The following is a 16,175-nucleotide window of genomic DNA, read 5'->3' as shown; positions in this document are numbered from 1 at the left end:
GAGGACGATCGGGACATCCGCTGCCTCGTCATCCCTGAGCGCCACGCCGCATGCGATGGCCATAGAGTGGACGTTCCGGGTCATCCGGGGCTTGATGCTTTTCCCCATGACGAATGACGAAATCAGCACAATTGAGGCGGCCTGTACGCCATCGCTCGACAGCCCCTGCGGGCTGCGGCACTCTCCTGGCGATCAGGCTTCGAGGGAGGGAGGAACCATGGTGCGGAGCACACTGGCGGCACTGGGATCGGCGGAGCCCGGACGGGGTCCGGCGTCCCTGGACGACCTGCTCGCCAGCGCCGAACTGCTGCTGCCGATGCTGGATGCGATCCCCAACGCGGCGATCTTCATCAAGGACCTCCAGGCCCGCTATGTGCTGGCCAACCGCACCCTGGTGCAGCGTTGCGGCCTCAAGGACCTGCGCCCGCTGCTGGGCAGGACCAGCGCCGAGGTCTTCCCGGCCCAGCTCGGCCCCGGCTATACCGAACAGGACCGCCGCGTGCTGGAACAGGGCGAGGTGCTGGAGGACCAGCTGGAACTGCACCTGTACGGCAGCCGCGAACCCGGCTGGTGCCTGACCCACAAACACCCGCTGCTGGATCGCGGCGGCGCCATCATCGGCCTGGCGGGCATCTCCGTGGACCTGCAATCAGCCGGCACCGCACACCCGGCCTACGCGCGGCTCGCCGCCGTGGACGAGCACATCCGCAACCACTTCCACGAAGCCATTACCCTGGACACCCTGACCCGCATCGCCGGGCTCTCGGTCGCCCAGTTGGAGCGCTATTGCACGCGGGTGTTCCAGCTCACGCCCCGGCAGATGATCACCAAGGCGCGCCTCGAACACGCCCACCGCCTGCTGCAGACCGACCTGCCCATCACGGACATCGCCCTGCAGTGCGGCTACACCGACCACAGCGCCTTCAGCCGCCAGTTCAAGCAGCTCACGGGTTTCACGCCCCGGCAGTACCGGCAGGCGATGGGGGGCTGAGCGGCCAGGTCAAGATAACGGCAAGGCGCGCTGTTCGCGGGTACTCGCAGACGCGCCAGCTTCAGCGGCCGTGGCTCACCACGCCGAGCGGGAGGAGAACGGCAGGCGCAGCGGTTCGATCTCGCCGTCGCGCAAGCCGCACATTTCATCGTGGACCACCTGCTGCACCAGGTGGCAGGTGAGTGGCGGCAGGTGCTCCAGCACCTCCCGGGCGTGGGTGGTGGACCGCAGGCGCAGGCTTTCGCCGTGCTCGTCCTGCAGGGTCATCAGCTTGCCGTCCAGGCGTGCCTGGAGCAGGTAGATGCCGCCTTCCAGCGACACCAGGTCCAGTTCGCGGATGTGCCCGGCGCCCACTTCACTCGCCAGTTCCTGAAGATTCATGACTCACCCTCCCGGGGCGCTGCCCCTGTGCGTGCCAGGGCCCGCGAACGCGGGCCGGATCATCACTGCCCAGCCGGCTGGCGGCGGAAGAACAGGGTCACCTGGCCCAGCTCCACGCCGAACTTGCTCATGAAGGAACGGTTGATCAGGGTGTCCTCGTCCATGAGGTACATCCAGTCGTCGAACTGGACGTGGTAGCGGGTGTCATCCACCGGCAGGTCCAGGGTGTAGCGCCAGCGCAGGGCGTTGCCCGCCACCTCGCCATCGGCCTCCCCCACCACGTCGCCGGCGGTGCCACGCCAGCGCCCGTCGCCCAGCGGCGTGAGCGTCCAGACCCGCTGCTGGCGGGTGCCGTCGCTGTAGACGAAGCGCTCGTCGAGGATCAGCTTGTCTCCATCACGCCGGCTGGTGATATCGACATGGAAGCGCTTGACCACCTCCCCGGAACGCTTCTGGAACATGCCCCAGGCTTCCACCGGGCGGGAAAAATACTCGACCAGGTCCAGCTTCGGCTGCTCCTGCCGGTAATGGTCGACGTCGATCCCCCCACAACTGGCCAGCAGCAGGGTCATTGCCAGTAGTACCAAGCGCATCGAACAGCCCTCCGAAATTCGAGCCAGGCGCGGGGAAAGACGCTGTGCCCTCACGACCATGAAGGCAAATAATTGTACATAAATACTATTTGTACAACTATTGTCGACCAAGGCAACAGACCGGAGCGGTCCATGGGGATGTCGAGAAGGCGGCGCCAGCGCGACCCGCGCCACGCGCTGACGCTACAATGGCGCCCGCCCCGATTCCCCGGATCGGCCACGCCCGGAGCCCGCTTCAGATGTTCACCCTTGTACACCTCGACACCCCGCCGCCCGAATCCCTGAAGAACCAGGTCCTGCAGATGGTGGTGGACTACTTCAGCGATATCAGCCCGGTGCCGCTGACGCCCAGCAATCCGCTCTATCAGCTGTACCAGTACGTGATCGGCTACGAAGTGCACCTGTATCTGCAGGCCATGGACGCCGCCACGAACAGCAGCGCGCGGCTGATCCTGGCGCTGGATGACGAAGACCCTTCGCAGGTGCTGGGCTTCGCCCTCTACCTGCCGAGCCAGGATGACGCCGAGGCCTGCACCCTGACCTACCTGGCCGTCAGGGCCAGCCACCGCCGGCGCGGCATCGCCCGGGCCATGGTGCAGCGCATGCTCGAACACCGCCCCCACGCCGAACTGGCCTGCGCGGCGAGCAAGGCGCCGACCTTCGAATCGATGGGGTTTCAGCTACTGGCCGCCCAGGGCCCGCAGGCGCTGCTGAACACCCGTGACCACCGCTCGGACGGCATGGTGGCGGTGCAGGACCTGGCCCCGATCTTCCAATCCAAGGAAGTGCGGCAGATCCACGCCTACCTGGTGAAGCAACACGGTCGGAAGGCCATGAGCGAGGCCGAGCACAAGCGTGACCGCTTGCTGGACCAGATGGCCTATCAGGCCCAGGCATTGGTGAAAGAGCGTTTTCCCACGATTCACTGACGACCGAAGGGACGCAAGCCGTCGCTCGTCGATAGCGACAAAGCCGGAGCCGCTTCAAAAGCGCCGCTGACCGCGAGCCTTGGCAGTGCCGGCTAGATCCGGAAATACCCCTCTCCCCGGGGTTCGTGCTGACTCCGCTCGACCGAACGTACCGGCCCCCAGCCGCTCGGCACGCATCCAGACTCGGGCGCTTCAGGCGCCGCGAGCGTACTTCTTCTGCAGGATCATCGACGCCTCGTTGTAGGCAGTCTGGAAGGCATCGCTGCTGACCCAGCTCACTGCCGTGTCTTCGTCTTCATCGTGGAAGATTCCGCGATAGGTAATCAGCAGGCCCATCATGAAGTCGATGGCTGACTCGTGCTCCTCCTCAGCGACCACCAGCTCCAGCACCGGGTACTGCAGGAACACCAGGCACATCGCCAGCAGGCTGATGCTTTCTCCAACCCTCATCGCCTGGAACAGATCGTCGAACTCCGCCGGGTCGAAACCGTTCTCTTCAATATCTTTGAAGTCGAAGGTGCTCAGGTCGATATCGACATCATCGAATGGCTCGTTGACCAGTGGATTGGCCAGAAGCGGGTGCACGGCATGGGTCTTGGCTTTGCCCACACGGTTCTGCTTGGCCTTGGCTTTGGCTCGCCGGGCGCGCTTTTGCTGTTTATCAGGGGAGGCCATGGAGGTGAGTTCCTTGTTCGACGCAGCCATGTTCATGGCTTTGAGTAATCGGGCACAAAGTGTATCGATTCCGGGCCAGGTTCGTCGGCCAAGGGACAGATTTTTCGTGCGCCAAGGCTTTGCTTTCGGCCAGACGCAACCCCTTGCCCTCGATCAGCCCAAATCCATAGCCCGCCGCTCCAGGGCTCGCTGGCGCTCGACCGGGATGTCGCCTGTGCTCGCATTGATCGGGCCGACGCTCAATCAGGCTGTTTCAAAAGGCTGCATGAGATAACCTTGCACCACGAATCAACCATGAAGCTGCGAACTGAACGATGGGTTTTGAACAACTAGCTGAACTACGCGATCGCCTGCGGGCCGAAAAAGTGCAGGCAAAGACTGAGAATACGAAGCAGCGTACGCGGAAGCCTTCTCCGCAGACTAAGCCTCGCGAGCAAGATCCCGCGGTGGAAGCGATCTGGAGATTGCAGAAGCACTTCCCATTGGCCTTCCCGGTCAATCCGGCCCCCAAGGTTCCGCTCAAGGAAGGCATTCTCAAGGATGCCGAGCAGCACCTGGAACTGCTCGGAATCACCAGCGAACAGCTCAAGCAGGGCATCGCTACCTGGTGCCGCGGAAGTCGATACTGGGCAAGCATGACGGAGAATGCGCCGCGCCTGGACTTGAACGGCCAGGCAGTCGGCATCGTGACAGCGGCTCAGGCGCTGCATGCGAAGCAACAGGCCAAGCGGCAGCGCGGACAAGCACGACGCAATCAGCCCAAGCCTAAACAGGACAAGGCCGTCGATACCGCTGCGGAACAGATCGCGGATTGAAATCACTCGCCCTCGGCACCGAGTCGTCCAGTCACGGACAAGGTGCGCGAGGCGATGATGAGCCAGTTCGAAACGGGGCACCTGGCCCAGCACCGCGAGACTGCCCCGCCCCGGAGGGCGGGACAGTCTCGCGGACGCCTTCATTCGGTGGATTGATCGCGATCGCGCACCCTCCACCTCATCGACACAAGGCGGCACCAATCACGAGGTCAGTGGAGCCAGGTAGTTGATGATGACCGGTTGCGAGAAGCCGCACTTTTCGTTCACGAAGATTACCGTGGCGTTGGACGAATTGAGGCTCAGATTGCCGTAGTTGTCCGTAGAACCCGCGATCACGCTCTCTATCTCCTCGCCGCTCACCTGGGCCTCGACGATCATGTCCGACTGGTCGTACACCCAGACCTGGTTATAGGTACCGTCGAGACCCATTTGGGTTTGTTGCACGAAGAACTGGGTATAGAACTGCTCCTTGGTGAAAGGCCCGGTCCAGTTGGTCGTCACGCCAAAGCCATCGTTAGAGAACAGGTCATACACCAGGGTGGCCGGCGGGTACTCGGGGAAGCTGCTCGCGATAGCCTGCATCCACCACTCGTTGAGCTCGACGTAGTCACTCACCTGAAGCGCACCGTTGAACCAGACCGACAGATCGCTCTCGCTGCTGATGACGTACTGCGAGCAATCGCCGCCCGGGCCGGTCACCGACGCGATAGTGCCGTACCACCATTGCTTGTCCGGAGCCCGGTTCTGATAGGTGCGCGACTGGATTTCGTACAACTGTGCGGTGATCTGGATCTTCAGGTTCTCCAGATAGCTCGCCTCCATCTGCTGCGACAACTGTGCCCAGAAGGCGTCACCGTCGACGACCTCCGGCGGCGTACAGGCCAGTAACCCGAGCGCGATGCTGCGCCCCGTGAGCGGGTCGTTGTAGGGCGATAGCCACAGCTTCTGCAGATCGTCGCCGGTGGCCTGTTGCAGCGAGTCGTGCAACTGGGCGACGTAATTGATGGTGGCATTGGACGCGTCGACCAGCATGCCCTGGTACTCCTCGAGGGAGAACGTACCGCCGCTGCTGTTGGTCGCGTCGATGGCGACCTGTACTCCCGAGGAGACAATCGCAGCCAAGGCCCCGCCCACGCCAGGAATGGCGTTGAGGCACACCTGCACGGCGCCGAACAGGCAGTCGGTGAGAATCTGCAGGGTCGGATCGGCGATCGGTGCGGCGGTAAAGTCGACGAAAACCCCGGACGTCAACGATGAGGACACGCTTTCGCAATTCTGTAGCGCCAGAGAAGTCCGGTGCAGCACCTTGATCGCGGTGGCCACGTTGGCAGGGCTCGCGTCGGGCACCGGCCCGAGGTCGTAGGCCGGGATGCCGATCAGCCCCCTGTTCGTCGTGTATTCCCAAGTGGGCCAGCCGGCCGCAAAGCCGAGGTTATTGGCCACGCGCATCGCCGCATTGGCCCAGACGGCCGGGTCCTGCAGATTGATGAGCTTGGCCGGCTGCTGAAGCGAGAAGTACAGCTGGGTATTCGGCGCATCGTAGAACGTCAGCGCCGGATAGCTTGGAGTGAACACGAGGGCACTGAAGGTCTCGTCGTCACTCACGTACATCGGGATGGCGAGCTGGTTCGAACCGTTCTCCTCGGCTTGCGCCCAGCGCATGACGCCCTGTCCGCAACTTTGAGGATTGGACAGATCGTATCCGGCCAGGTCGGAGATCGGGATCTCCACCACTTGCAGCCCTGGATGGGGGAAGAAGCAAATGACACCCCAGGTGCCACTGCCGATCTCCCACGTCGGAATCGCGCCGGAAAAGCCTTGTTGCGTCGCCCAATTCATGACGGTGGACACCGCGTACTGGCCCATGGGCAGCGTGCTATCGAGCGGCGCATAGGGTGCCAACTCGCTGACGCTGACGTCTTGCCATTGGGTCAGCGGCGTGGCCAAGGGTAAGAGCGGAATCTTCTTCGATTCGGGAAGTGCGGCTTGCAGTACGGTATTCACGATAGTTCTCCTACGCAAAGAGTGGACAGCAATAGCCACCACGGTCTTTCATGGCGACCGGGAGATGCGCCAGATGGCGCGAAACCGTGCATCTGGACGGCATGCACGTGCTGCGTCGTTGCGGCCTTCCATTGCCCCCACTCAGCGATTTGAACGCTATGGCCGTAACTTCCCGCATTCGATGGCAGTGCCTTGCACACAGGCTTGCCTACGAGCGGACTATCAAAGGAACCGGTGTTTTCCTGCTCTGGACATTCGGAATTGGACGTCAGCCGGCTGCGGCTTCAGCCATGCACGAGCGGTCGTGCCTGTCATCGACGTGCGAGCGGATGCGAGGCTGAGCCCGGCCTTCCGGGACGCATCCTCGGGTCGCAGATCGAACCAGCCTGTCCAATCGCTTCGCCCATTCGCGGTCACCGAAACCCTGCCATGGGCTCGTGGGAACACATCACCACGAACCTTGTTCAGGGTCACCGGTGCATTCGCGGGGGAATCGAGGGCAGAGGATGGGAACTGGCGGTCAAGGTCCAACAGCGTCTGCTCGCCGCTCTCGCTGTAGACCCGCCTGACGACAATCGCGCTGGCCAAGGCATGATCGCCCAGGGCGCGCGGGCCTTCGGCTCCATCCATCATCATTGCGGATGGACGGGTGAAGTCGTTTTGAAGATTGAACGACGCGATCCGGATAGTCACGGCTCTAGCTCTCCCTGCTAGCGAAGCTCAACGGAAACAGCTTAGCCGCACCTTGGAAGATGAATGAGCCGGCACGTGCCGCTTTTCATGAAATTTTATGATGATTCATCCGAGATTGATCAGGTACACCACGGTCTTTGCCTTTACCTACGCACTTTGCATAAGCCATTCACGGCTTGCTCCCAGAACCGGCAGGCGCCAATCGAAAAGCCGAACGGCGCTTCGGCAAGGCGGGCTTGGTGTAACTGACTGGGTGGCCGAGGTCTGGCGGCGGTTGTAGCCAGACAGTCGATATCGGCCAGATGCGGGCGTTACCACTACCGGGCTCCGCAGTTTGAACCACCAAAACTGTAAGCTAGCTCGGCTTCGGTATGGCTCCCAGACGCAGACGCATTTCTGCGCTGGCATTGGGTCCTGCTTGCACAGTGCACTGGTCCAACGGTATGGAATGGCCATCGGAGATGTCTGCCATGAGCTGGCGTACCGGCCGCCCGGTTGCTCGCTCGACGAGCTGCACACTTTCCCCTTCCTGGGCGTAATGGCGATTCCCCCAGGCCACAAAAGCCATCAGTACCACGCGGAAGTCTTCGCCTTTGGCAGTCGGCACATATTGATAGCGCAGAGGGCGCTGACTGTATGCCTGGCGTTCGAGCAGCCCCGCCTCCACGAGTGAATTCAAACGCCGAGTGAGCATGTTCGGAGCGATCTCCAGACTGCGGGCGAACTCATCGAAGCGTCGCAAGCCCTGCAAGGCATCACGCATGATCAGGATGCTCCACCACTCACCAACCCGTTCCAGGCTGCGCGCGATGGGGCATTCGGCATCGGCAAGAGTCTTGCGCTGCATAGCAGGTCCTTTCTAGGGCTAATGAATGTTCGCTAGGCATGTTACTTTCATGATGATAGTAACGTCCATGCACTGCTATCCATCAAGAAGCAGAAGGAGTTGGACCAGCATGAGCAAGCGTATCGTCATTACCGGAATGGGCGCGGTTAGCCCACTCGGCTGCGGAGTCGAACAGATATGGAAGCGCCTTCTGGATGGCCAGTCGGGCATCCGCCGCTTGCCGCCTGAACTAGTGGGTGACCTACCAATCACCATTGGCGGCCAGGTACCGGATCGCGTCCAAGATCCGGAAGTCGGATTCGATCCGGATCAACTGCTGGCGGCTAAAGAGCAGCGGAAGATGGACCGTTTCATTCTCTTCGCCTTGGCTGCCGCCCACGAGGCCTTGGCCCAAGCCAGTTGGTCTCCGACCACACCTGAAGAGCAAGAACGCACGGCAACCATCATCGCCTCGGGCGTTGGCGGGTTTCATTCGATTGCTGAGGCCGTACGGATCACCGACAGCAAGGGGCCGCGTCGCTTGTCCCCCTTCACCATTCCGTCCTTCCTAAGCAACATGGCCGCCGGGCATGTTTCCATCGCCCATGGTTTCAAGGGGCCGCTGGGCACGCCGGTCACGGCATGTGCAGCCGGGGTCCAGGCGATTGGTGATGCTGCACGGATGATTCGCGCGGGCGAGGTGGACGTGGCGGTGTGTGGCGGGGCGGAGGCGACCATCCACCGGGTCAGCCTGGCCGGATTCGCCGCTGCACGAGCACTTTCAAGTAACTACAACGATACCCCGGAGTACGCCTCTCGCCCCTTCGATGAGGGGCGCGACGGATTCGTCATGGGTGAAGGCGCAGGTCTCCTGGTCATCGAAGAGCTGCAGCATGCTCTTTCGCGAGGCGCCACGCCGATTGCCGAACTGGTGGGCTACGGCACCAGTTCCGACGCTTATCACATGACGGCTGGCCCGGAGGACGGAGATGGCGCCCGCAGGGCGATGCAGCAAGCGCTGCGACAGGCAGGTGTCGAAGCCTCCCAGGTCCAACATCTCAATGCACACGCCACCTCGACTCAAGTAGGCGATAAGGGTGAGTTGGCCGCGATCAAAACCGTATTTGGCAACGGCAGCCGTGTTGCCATTAGCTCGACAAAATCCGCCACGGGACACCTCTTGGGCGCCGCGGGAGGCATTGAGGCCATTTTCACGATCCTTGCGCTGCGCGATCAAGTCGTTCCCGCCACGCTGAATCTGGAGATGCCAGATGCCGCCGCTGAAGGCTTGAATCTGATTAGCGGCGGCGCCCGGCATATGCCTCTGGAATACGCGCTATCCAATGGCTTTGGCTTCGGCGGGGTGAATGCGAGCGTCCTGTTCCGGAGATGGAGTTGAGGCCATCAATGGGAACTGGAAGTCGCGAGGCGCACTAGGGAGGCGTCGCTACTCGCTCCACTACCCCATGGTAGTGGGGCTTCTGCCTTGGCCGATAGCAGACGTTCGCGAGAGGCAGCTCCTGGCCGCTTTCCGCCAATCCCGAAACGCACCACACGACCGACGCCAACCCTCCCCTTGCCCTCCCCCTCCGCTATCCCTATCCTGCCCCGGCCACGGTCAATCCCGTGGCCGGGTTTGACAGCCTGAATGCGAGAGGCGCGATTGCGCCCTTCAAGGTGCATGCGAGAAACGGCGAATGTTTCTTGCAGGCCCTTGCTCGCATGTAGCGTTTAGCTGCTGCGCTTTATGGCAGATCGCGTGGGGAGATCCTCGCGATCTGCCGGGTCCTCTTGCCTCGGTCTGTCAACCCCACGTGGTCTGCCACCCTCGATTGACAGCGCGGGTGGTGGAGTCTTCCAACGCAAGAGGAGATCCACCATGCAAGATGCATATTCCCCCATCGTTTTCTATAACCACGGCCAACGCCTGCGCTGCCTGATGGCCGATAACCAGCCCTGGTTCGTCGCCCGGGATTACGCCCGGCTGATTGGCGTCGATGACGCCCGCGAGATGCTCCAGGCGCTGGAGCCCTTCGAGAAGCGCCAGGTCCTGCTCCGCTACACCGACAGCTTCCACGAAGAGGTGGATGCCATCAGCGATGCCGGGGCCTACAAGGCGCTGTTCCGCTTCGGCCTCGTGGAGCACGACGCCATCGGCCGCTGGCTGGCGGAGGTGCTGGTGCCGACCCTGCACGACTACCACCGCGACCCCGGCGCCGAGCCGCGCCGGGCCTTTCTCCATTGGGATGACCATCCGATCAACGTGGTGAAGTGGCAGCGGGAAGTCTGGGTGGCCTGGCGGGATCTGCCGGTGTTGATGCAGGAATCCGCAGACCTGTCGTCATGACCCGCGCCGGGGCGACCACCCTGCCCTTCACGCTGGCAAGGTTGCCAGCCAGGATTGACGCGCGGCCATAAGCGCTGACGGGGCGGGACAGCCCACGCTGCCCCGCCCCGCCGCGACGGCGCCGCTCGCCGGCTAACTAGCCCTTATCCGCCTTGCCCGCAGCCGCTGCGAACTTGGCCAAGTGAACGTCGATCCGACGCGGGCGGCGGCCATGGTCTTCGGCGCGCTCCTTGCGGCGGATGGCGTTGCGCACCATCAGCGATCCCAGATAGCGAATCGGCTCTGGCGGGAAGTAGCCGAGCGGCCCCTGGACCAGCGGCGAGCGAGTCCAGGCGTTGTCCAGTCCCAGTACCAGCGACGACAGGATCTGCCCACCCATGTGGCAGGGACCGACGCCGCTTCCCGAATAACCGAAACCATAGAAAACGTTGTCGCTTCGCCCCAGTCGGCCGAAGAAAGGCAGCCCGGTGACCGAGCGATCCGAAGGGCCGTTCCAGCTCGCAGCGATGCCCACCTCGGCGAAGTCCGGGAAGAACTCCTCCAGGGTGCTGCGCAAAAGCGGTTGGTAAGGGGAAGGCTGGTCGAACACCGGCAGGATGCGCCCGCCAAAGGCGAAGGTGTTGCCACCTTTGCCCAGCATGATCCGGCCGTCCGGGGTGTTGCGGTAGTAGTGCACGAAGATGCGCGAATCGAGCACCGTCACGCCACTGGTGAGGCCGATGCGCTGCAGCAGGTCCGGGCGTGGTTCAGTGATGACCATGTCGCTGGAGACGATCGCCACGGTGCGTTCGAACTGCGGGAAGGCCCGTGCCATCCAGGCGTTGATGGCCAACACCACCCGATCGGCGACTACCCGCCCGAACGCCGTCGTGACCACGGCAGGTCTGCCCTCCTCCAGCCCGGTCATCGGTGTGCCCTCATACAGGCGAACCCCCAGCTCCAGTGCCACACGGCGCAAGCCGCGCACCAGCTTGCCCGGTTGTACGCTCGCAGCCGCCGGCGAGAACCAGCCCTCGATGTGTCGGGTCGAACCCGCCCTGCGCTGCAACTCGGGCAGGGGGCAACGGACGAAAGAGTTGATGCCGTTGCGCTCCAATGCCGCGATCACGCTGTCGGTGGAGCCCTGCTGCGCCCGGTTCGTCGCGGTGTAGAGCGTGCCATCGAGGCGGTACTCGGCATCGACGCCGTACTTTCTGCAGAAATCACCGATGGCGTAGAGGCTCTGCTCCGAAGCGCGGACCAGGCGCACAGCCTCTTCGCGTCCGAACAGCCGTTCCAGGGTGAAGTACTTGGCGGACCAGGACAGCGCACAACCGCCATTGCGGCCACTGGCGCCCGCGCCGCAGATATCGGCTTCGATAATGACGACGTCCAGCTCAGGGTTCCGCTCCTTGAGCATGATCGCCGTCCACAAGCCGGTGTAGCCGCCGCCCACGATGCAGACATCGGCGCGGGTCTCGTTCTGCAGCGACGCGCTGGGCTCCGAGGGCTGGGCCTTGAGGGCCTCGTCGAGCCAGAAGGGTCTCATCGATGTGATCTCCATGAAGTGGATCGGTCAGGTCAGTGACGCGCGGCGACGGATCAGGCACGCAGCGGCTTGTGCAGCACGCGGCGATTGGGAATCGGAAAACGTCCCGGCCCGAAGACGACGGGGCGACTGTTCCAATACGGCAGCAGGATCAGGCAGGACAGCAGGGAGCAGCCCACGAACACCGTGAACACGCTGTAGGTATCGAGATAACCCGGCAGCAGCCCGCCCAGGATGGCGCCAACCGAGCCACATCCATTGACGAAACCGGACGCCGTTCCCGCCGCTCGGCTGGTGCCGAAATCGATGGCCGCCGCGCCACAGATCATCGAGTCCGGCCCGTACAGGGTCAGGCCCATGACGAACAGCAGGGCCATCACGATCATTGCGCTGCCGGTCCGCAGTGCCGGGAGGAACAGTGCCAGGGCCACCGTCAGCACCAGCAGGCTGATGACGCAGGCGGGCATGCGTCGCGCACCGAACAGCTTGTCGGAGGCCAGGCCGATGAGAATCGGCCCGAGCAGCCCCGCCAGCTCGAAGGCGGTAGGAATGACCGCCGCCCCCACCTTGCCGACCGACGGCATGCGCTCATACACGATCACCGGTCCCCAGAAAAGAATGGCGTAGCGCGCCGGCTTGAGCAGGAAGTAGGCCGCTCCAAGGGCCAGCACCGTGCGATTGCGCAGTACATCGCGCAGCGGGGTTGCATTGGATCGCCCCTCATCGCCGTCATCCGGCTCGACCTCTACCGGAGGCAGGCCCACATCTTCCGGGCGGTTGCGCTGGAAAAGGAAGAACAGCAGCGCCACGCCGGCCACCACGCCCGCGCCGGAGTAGAACGCCGCCTGCCAGCTCTGAAAGACCGTATAGGCCCACCAGCCCGCGAAGGGCGAGGCCACCAAACCGCCGAAGGCATAGCAGGTGCTCCAGAAGCCCATCACCCGCCCGCGCATCTCACCGGGAAAGAAGCTGCCGAGGTTCTTGCACAGCCCCGACCAGCCGGTGGATTGCGCAAGTCCCTGGACCAGCATGCAGGTCGCGAAGATCGGCAAGGTGGCAAAGGTCCCCATCAGCATCGCAGCCAGCGCCGACACGACCATGCCGCCCAGCACGACGACGCGAGGTCCGAAACGGTCGGCCAGCACGCCGAAGGCAAACTGCCCCACCGCGTAGGCGGCCAGGTAGAGGGCATCGAGATTCGCCATATCCATCTTGTCGAGCATGAAGCCGGGGTCTTCGGCAATGCCGAGCTTGGCAACTGAAAAGGCCTTGCGAGTGAAGTAGAAGGCGGCGTAAGCCAGCCAGGTGACGGCGAATATCTGCAGGCGCCAGCGGCTCAGAGAACCTCCGGTACCCACGGCGGCATGTTCATTCATGGTGATTCTGACCTCAGGTGTGCTGGCGCCCTTGCCAGGCGCCTGTTTGTTGTTTTGGAAGGCACTCCAGCGCCGGTTTGAAACCTGGCGCCGGTCAGACTGCGGTGAATCAGGTTGCGGGGGTTATCAGACCAATTCGTCTTGAATAAACAAAATCGATTTATCGTATCCTCACATAAGTTCAACTTATTCAAACGGTATCGCCATGCAGATATCCCATTCGCAATTACGAGCCTTCCATGCCGTCGCCGAGGCCGGCAGCTTCACCCGCGCGGCGGAGCGGCTCTGCCTCTCGCAGCCAGCGGTTTCCGACCAGGTGCGCAAGCTCGAGGAGTACTACGGCGTGATGGTCTTTCACCGGGACAAGCGCGCGGTGCGGCTGACCGAAGTGGGCGAGCGGCTGCTGGGACTGACGCGGCGGCTCTTCGACATCAGTATCGATGCCCACGAACTGCTGATGGACTATCGCGATCTCACGACCGGCAGCCTGGTCCTCGCGGTCGACGCTCCGGTTCACGTGCTGCCCTATGTCGCACGTTTCTGCGCGCGCTACCCGGGCATCGATGTGAGGATCGAGTCAGCCAACACGGACGTGGTCCTGCAGCGGCTGTTCAGCCACAGCGCGGACCTTGCACTGCTGGGCCGCAGCATCGACGACGAGCGCCTGCATTCAGTGCCGCTGCGCCGCGATCCCATGATCGCCTTCGTCGCCAAGGACCACCCCTGGGCACGACGCAAGTCCATTCGCCTCGCGGACCTCGACGGCACGCCGCTGGTGCTGCGTGAGCAAGGCTCGGTCACACGCCAGACCCTGGAGGAAGAAATGGCGGCGGCCGGCTTCACCATCCGCAAGGCCATCGAGGTAGAGGGACGCGAGGGCGCGATGGAGGCCGTGGCATTCGGTATTGGCGTAGGGGTGATCTCCGCAGCCGAGCTGGGATTCGACTCTCGACTACGCGCCCTGCCCATCATCGACTGCCGGAGTCATTTCACCGAAACCCTGGCCTGCCTCCGGGCGCAGAGTTCTCGGCGGATTCTCATGGCATTCCTGCAATTGGTCAGCGAGGGCTGAGCCGCATGGCTGCGTGGATTGGGACGGTGCCGACTTCGCCCTTTGCGGAAAAGGGGACAGATTCTTTTTCTACGCTAATGTCCGCTCGTGGCGGGGTTCTGCTGACCTCTACTGGTAGAAGCCGGCCAGAAACGGACAGTCACGAATAAATAAATCTGTCCCATTTTCTGCGCGGGCCAAAGCTTCACCACCAGGGTGGATCAGCTCTGGACGGTGTAGGCTTAATCGTCGGAAGGCTCTTCAGCGAACTCATCAAACTCAATGCCTACAGAGGGATCAAGAGTGTTTTCAATGATTCTTATAACACGAGGATCAGATATCACGTACCGATAGACCTGTTTACCACCAGCGGAGCTAGGCAAAGTTCCGCTTTGTTTGACTAGGCCTGCATCTTCCCATGTCTTAATTTTAACTCTGGCTCCTTGATCACCGATTTTGAAGGTGGTTTGAACGTCCTGATTTATGAATGGTGTTTTGCCTAGCCGATAAATTTGCTGTAGGATTTTTGGAGCGTGCCAAGTGTCAATGGTTTCGATGCAGTACTTGTTGATGCCGGCATTGACGGAGTTGAGCGTTAGTGAGGTGTCTGGCTCGTTTATGTCGTGCTCGCGGATAATGATATCAATAATTTTGATAAGCTCGCGCGGGGAGTTTATCGAGTGAGTGAGAAGCAAGTTATAAACCTGCTCCATATCTGTTTCCGGTTCAAAAAGCTGTGAAAAATTGAGGGCGCCACTGGAGAAAAACTCTACTCTTTTATCGAGCATTTCTCGGAGCTGGATTTGACCCCAGACGATATTGGATGAAGGGATTTTGTCGAGCCTTACTTCATGCTTCCCGTTGAAGTGAGTGGTTACGTTTCTCCAGATGAAAAATATCCAGGAAAAACCTACTACTTCAAGAAGCTGAATGTGTGAAAGAAGCGGATGGATAAGCTTGGCTGTAGACTCGGCAGACTTCATGGTTGCAGCTGTTTCATCGAGTTTATCAACCAGCATGCATACGCCGGTGAATCCAAAAATTTGAGCAAGTTCCACAAGCTTATGCAAAATTGCTCGCGGTGCATTTGGAGAGTCACCAATCAAACTCTTCAGAAGTTTTTCCGCAGGCTCGGAAATCTCGAGGCTGTCGTCTTCAGTAACTCGTCGACTAAATAAGGCCACTGCTTCAGCTATGATTTTGCTTATGGTCTCGCCACGTTGAGTTGTCCAAACAACGGCCTTAGTCTGCCATGTACTATCTAGCAGACGAAACGTTTCGGCAGTTGAGTGCTCTCGGTCCATCTCCTCCTTAGACAGATAGAATCCTTGAACTAAGGCCATGATAAGCGATCGCTGCTCCTTAGTTAAGGAGCTAAGTTTGGCAGAGCGATCACTCTCATTCAGGGATGCTAGCCATGCAAGCATCTGCTCAATCGTATTGTATGCAGCGAGGAAGATAATTTCTTTTTCGGATAGCTTGTCTTTTTTAAATATCTCAATAATGCTACTGAAATCTGTAAGATTAACAATAAAGGGTTTGTCGCTGTCCTTGCTTCCCCAGATTTCCTTGAAGACAGTTAGGCGTGTTGCGCTTTTCCCCGCGCCACGATCTCCGAACAGGATGAACGAACTAAGCTTTCGGGCTCTGGCAGAAATCGACTCAAGATATGGTGGCCGAACCGCATATTCGCCGATGTCTGGTTCAGTCTCTGCGGTGTAATTTTCAAATGGATTTCCGCTGAGGCCTAGCTTGTAGATGAGGGACATTTTCGCTCCATGCTAACTGTGCAAATCGGCTCGTATGGTCTGGCACATAGTCGGGTTTTTCAAGAGCGTAAAGCGCGGAAAGGGGGCAGATTTATTTACTGGCCTACTGTCCGCATTTGGCCGCCTCCTGCCCGTTACGCCACACCCCCCGCCCAAAATCCGTCATTTCAATTTGATGAACTAAAGCTTCTCGCCGT

General features: G+C 61.2%; 15 protein-coding genes. 6 read left to right on the top strand and 9 right to left on the bottom strand.

The annotated features are described in order from the left end of the window. Nucleotides 1-217 precede the first annotated feature (217 nt). Nucleotides 218-991: an AraC family transcriptional regulator gene (locus KF707C_RS12630; RefSeq protein WP_051050735.1), complete on the top strand. Its 774-nt coding sequence runs from the start codon at nucleotides 218-220 to the stop codon at nucleotides 989-991. A 75-nt stretch (nucleotides 992-1,066) separates the two neighbouring features. Here the strand turns inward: KF707C_RS12630 and KF707C_RS12625 are convergent, their stop codons facing one another. Further along, the gene (locus tag KF707C_RS12625; RefSeq protein ID WP_003452101.1) at nucleotides 1,067-1,372 is read right to left on the bottom strand and encodes a DUF6482 family protein; all 306 of its coding nucleotides are present in this window, start codon (nucleotides 1,370-1,372) and stop codon (nucleotides 1,067-1,069) included. A gap of 62 nt (nucleotides 1,373-1,434) precedes the next feature. Continuing rightward, nucleotides 1,435-1,965 carry a DUF3833 domain-containing protein gene (locus KF707C_RS12620; protein WP_003452103.1) on the bottom strand — a complete coding sequence of 177 codons (531 nt, stop codon included), beginning with the start codon at nucleotides 1,963-1,965 and terminating at the stop codon, nucleotides 1,435-1,437. A 239-nt stretch (nucleotides 1,966-2,204) separates the two neighbouring features. Between KF707C_RS12620 and KF707C_RS12615 the strand changes: the two genes are divergently transcribed. Continuing rightward, nucleotides 2,205-2,894: a GNAT family N-acetyltransferase gene (locus KF707C_RS12615; protein WP_003452105.1), complete on the top strand. Its 690-nt coding sequence runs from the start codon at nucleotides 2,205-2,207 to the stop codon at nucleotides 2,892-2,894. A gap of 192 nt (nucleotides 2,895-3,086) precedes the next feature. Here KF707C_RS12615 and KF707C_RS12610 read toward each other — a convergent pair whose 3' ends face one another. Then, nucleotides 3,087-3,569 (bottom strand): hypothetical protein, encoded by a 483-nt coding sequence (locus KF707C_RS12610; protein WP_003452108.1) that lies wholly within the window; start codon nucleotides 3,567-3,569, stop codon nucleotides 3,087-3,089. A 314-nt stretch (nucleotides 3,570-3,883) separates the two neighbouring features. Here KF707C_RS12610 and KF707C_RS12605 point away from each other — a divergent pair, with 314 nt between their 5' ends. Then, nucleotides 3,884-4,384, top strand: a complete 501-nt coding sequence (locus KF707C_RS12605) for a ProQ/FinO family protein (RefSeq protein WP_036992811.1) — start codon at nucleotides 3,884-3,886, stop codon at nucleotides 4,382-4,384. A gap of 201 nt (nucleotides 4,385-4,585) precedes the next feature. Here the strand turns inward: KF707C_RS12605 and KF707C_RS12600 are convergent, their stop codons facing one another. The 3 genes from KF707C_RS12600 to KF707C_RS12590 all read right to left on the bottom strand — a co-directional run bounded on the left by KF707C_RS12600 (nucleotide 4,586) and on the right by KF707C_RS12590 (nucleotide 7,928). Continuing rightward, the gene (locus KF707C_RS12600; RefSeq protein ID WP_003452111.1) at nucleotides 4,586-6,388 is read right to left on the bottom strand and encodes a hypothetical protein; all 1,803 of its coding nucleotides are present in this window, start codon (nucleotides 6,386-6,388) and stop codon (nucleotides 4,586-4,588) included. Between the two features lie 222 nt (nucleotides 6,389-6,610). Next, complete coding sequence (locus KF707C_RS12595; RefSeq protein ID WP_036992813.1) at nucleotides 6,611-7,081, bottom strand: hypothetical protein; 471 nt, start codon at nucleotides 7,079-7,081, stop codon at nucleotides 6,611-6,613. A 355-nt stretch (nucleotides 7,082-7,436) separates the two neighbouring features. Next, complete coding sequence (locus tag KF707C_RS12590; protein ID WP_003452113.1) at nucleotides 7,437-7,928, bottom strand: winged helix-turn-helix transcriptional regulator; 492 nt, start codon at nucleotides 7,926-7,928, stop codon at nucleotides 7,437-7,439. Nucleotides 7,929-8,037: 109 nt separating this feature from the next. Here KF707C_RS12590 and fabF point away from each other — a divergent pair, with 109 nt between their 5' ends. Together fabF and KF707C_RS12580 are read left to right on the top strand one after the other, a co-directional pair. Next, nucleotides 8,038-9,306, top strand: coding sequence for a beta-ketoacyl-ACP synthase II (gene fabF / locus KF707C_RS12585; RefSeq protein ID WP_003452115.1), 1,269 nt, complete (start codon nucleotides 8,038-8,040; stop codon nucleotides 9,304-9,306). 480 nt (nucleotides 9,307-9,786) lie between these two features. Continuing rightward, entirely contained in the window at nucleotides 9,787-10,254 is a 468-nt protein-coding gene (locus KF707C_RS12580; protein ID WP_096368024.1) for a BRO-N domain-containing protein, read from the top strand. Between the two features lie 136 nt (nucleotides 10,255-10,390). Here KF707C_RS12580 and KF707C_RS12575 read toward each other — a convergent pair whose 3' ends face one another. Further along, nucleotides 10,391-11,782 carry an FAD-dependent oxidoreductase gene (locus tag KF707C_RS12575; protein WP_003454976.1) on the bottom strand — a complete coding sequence of 464 codons (1,392 nt, stop codon included), beginning with the start codon at nucleotides 11,780-11,782 and terminating at the stop codon, nucleotides 10,391-10,393. Between the two features lie 53 nt (nucleotides 11,783-11,835). Next, nucleotides 11,836-13,158, bottom strand: a complete 1,323-nt coding sequence (locus KF707C_RS12570) for an MFS transporter (RefSeq protein WP_003454979.1) — start codon at nucleotides 13,156-13,158, stop codon at nucleotides 11,836-11,838. Nucleotides 13,159-13,363: 205 nt separating this feature from the next. Between KF707C_RS12570 and KF707C_RS12565 the strand changes: the two genes are divergently transcribed. Then, nucleotides 13,364-14,230 (top strand): LysR substrate-binding domain-containing protein, encoded by an 867-nt coding sequence (locus tag KF707C_RS12565; protein WP_003454981.1) that lies wholly within the window; start codon nucleotides 13,364-13,366, stop codon nucleotides 14,228-14,230. A gap of 221 nt (nucleotides 14,231-14,451) precedes the next feature. On the opposite strand, the gene KF707C_RS12560 is transcribed toward KF707C_RS12565, so the two are convergent. Then, the gene (locus KF707C_RS12560) at nucleotides 14,452-15,978 is read right to left on the bottom strand and encodes a P-loop ATPase, Sll1717 family (protein ID WP_003454983.1); all 1,527 of its coding nucleotides are present in this window, start codon (nucleotides 15,976-15,978) and stop codon (nucleotides 14,452-14,454) included. Nucleotides 15,979-16,175 lie beyond the last annotated feature (197 nt).

It is taken from the genome of Pseudomonas furukawaii, from assembly GCF_002355475.1.
GTDB classification, from domain to species: Bacteria; Pseudomonadota; Gammaproteobacteria; order Pseudomonadales; family Pseudomonadaceae; genus Metapseudomonas; species Metapseudomonas furukawaii.
The sequence above is the reverse complement of the archived record's forward strand: the minus strand, read 5'-3'. Positions and strand labels throughout refer to the sequence as shown.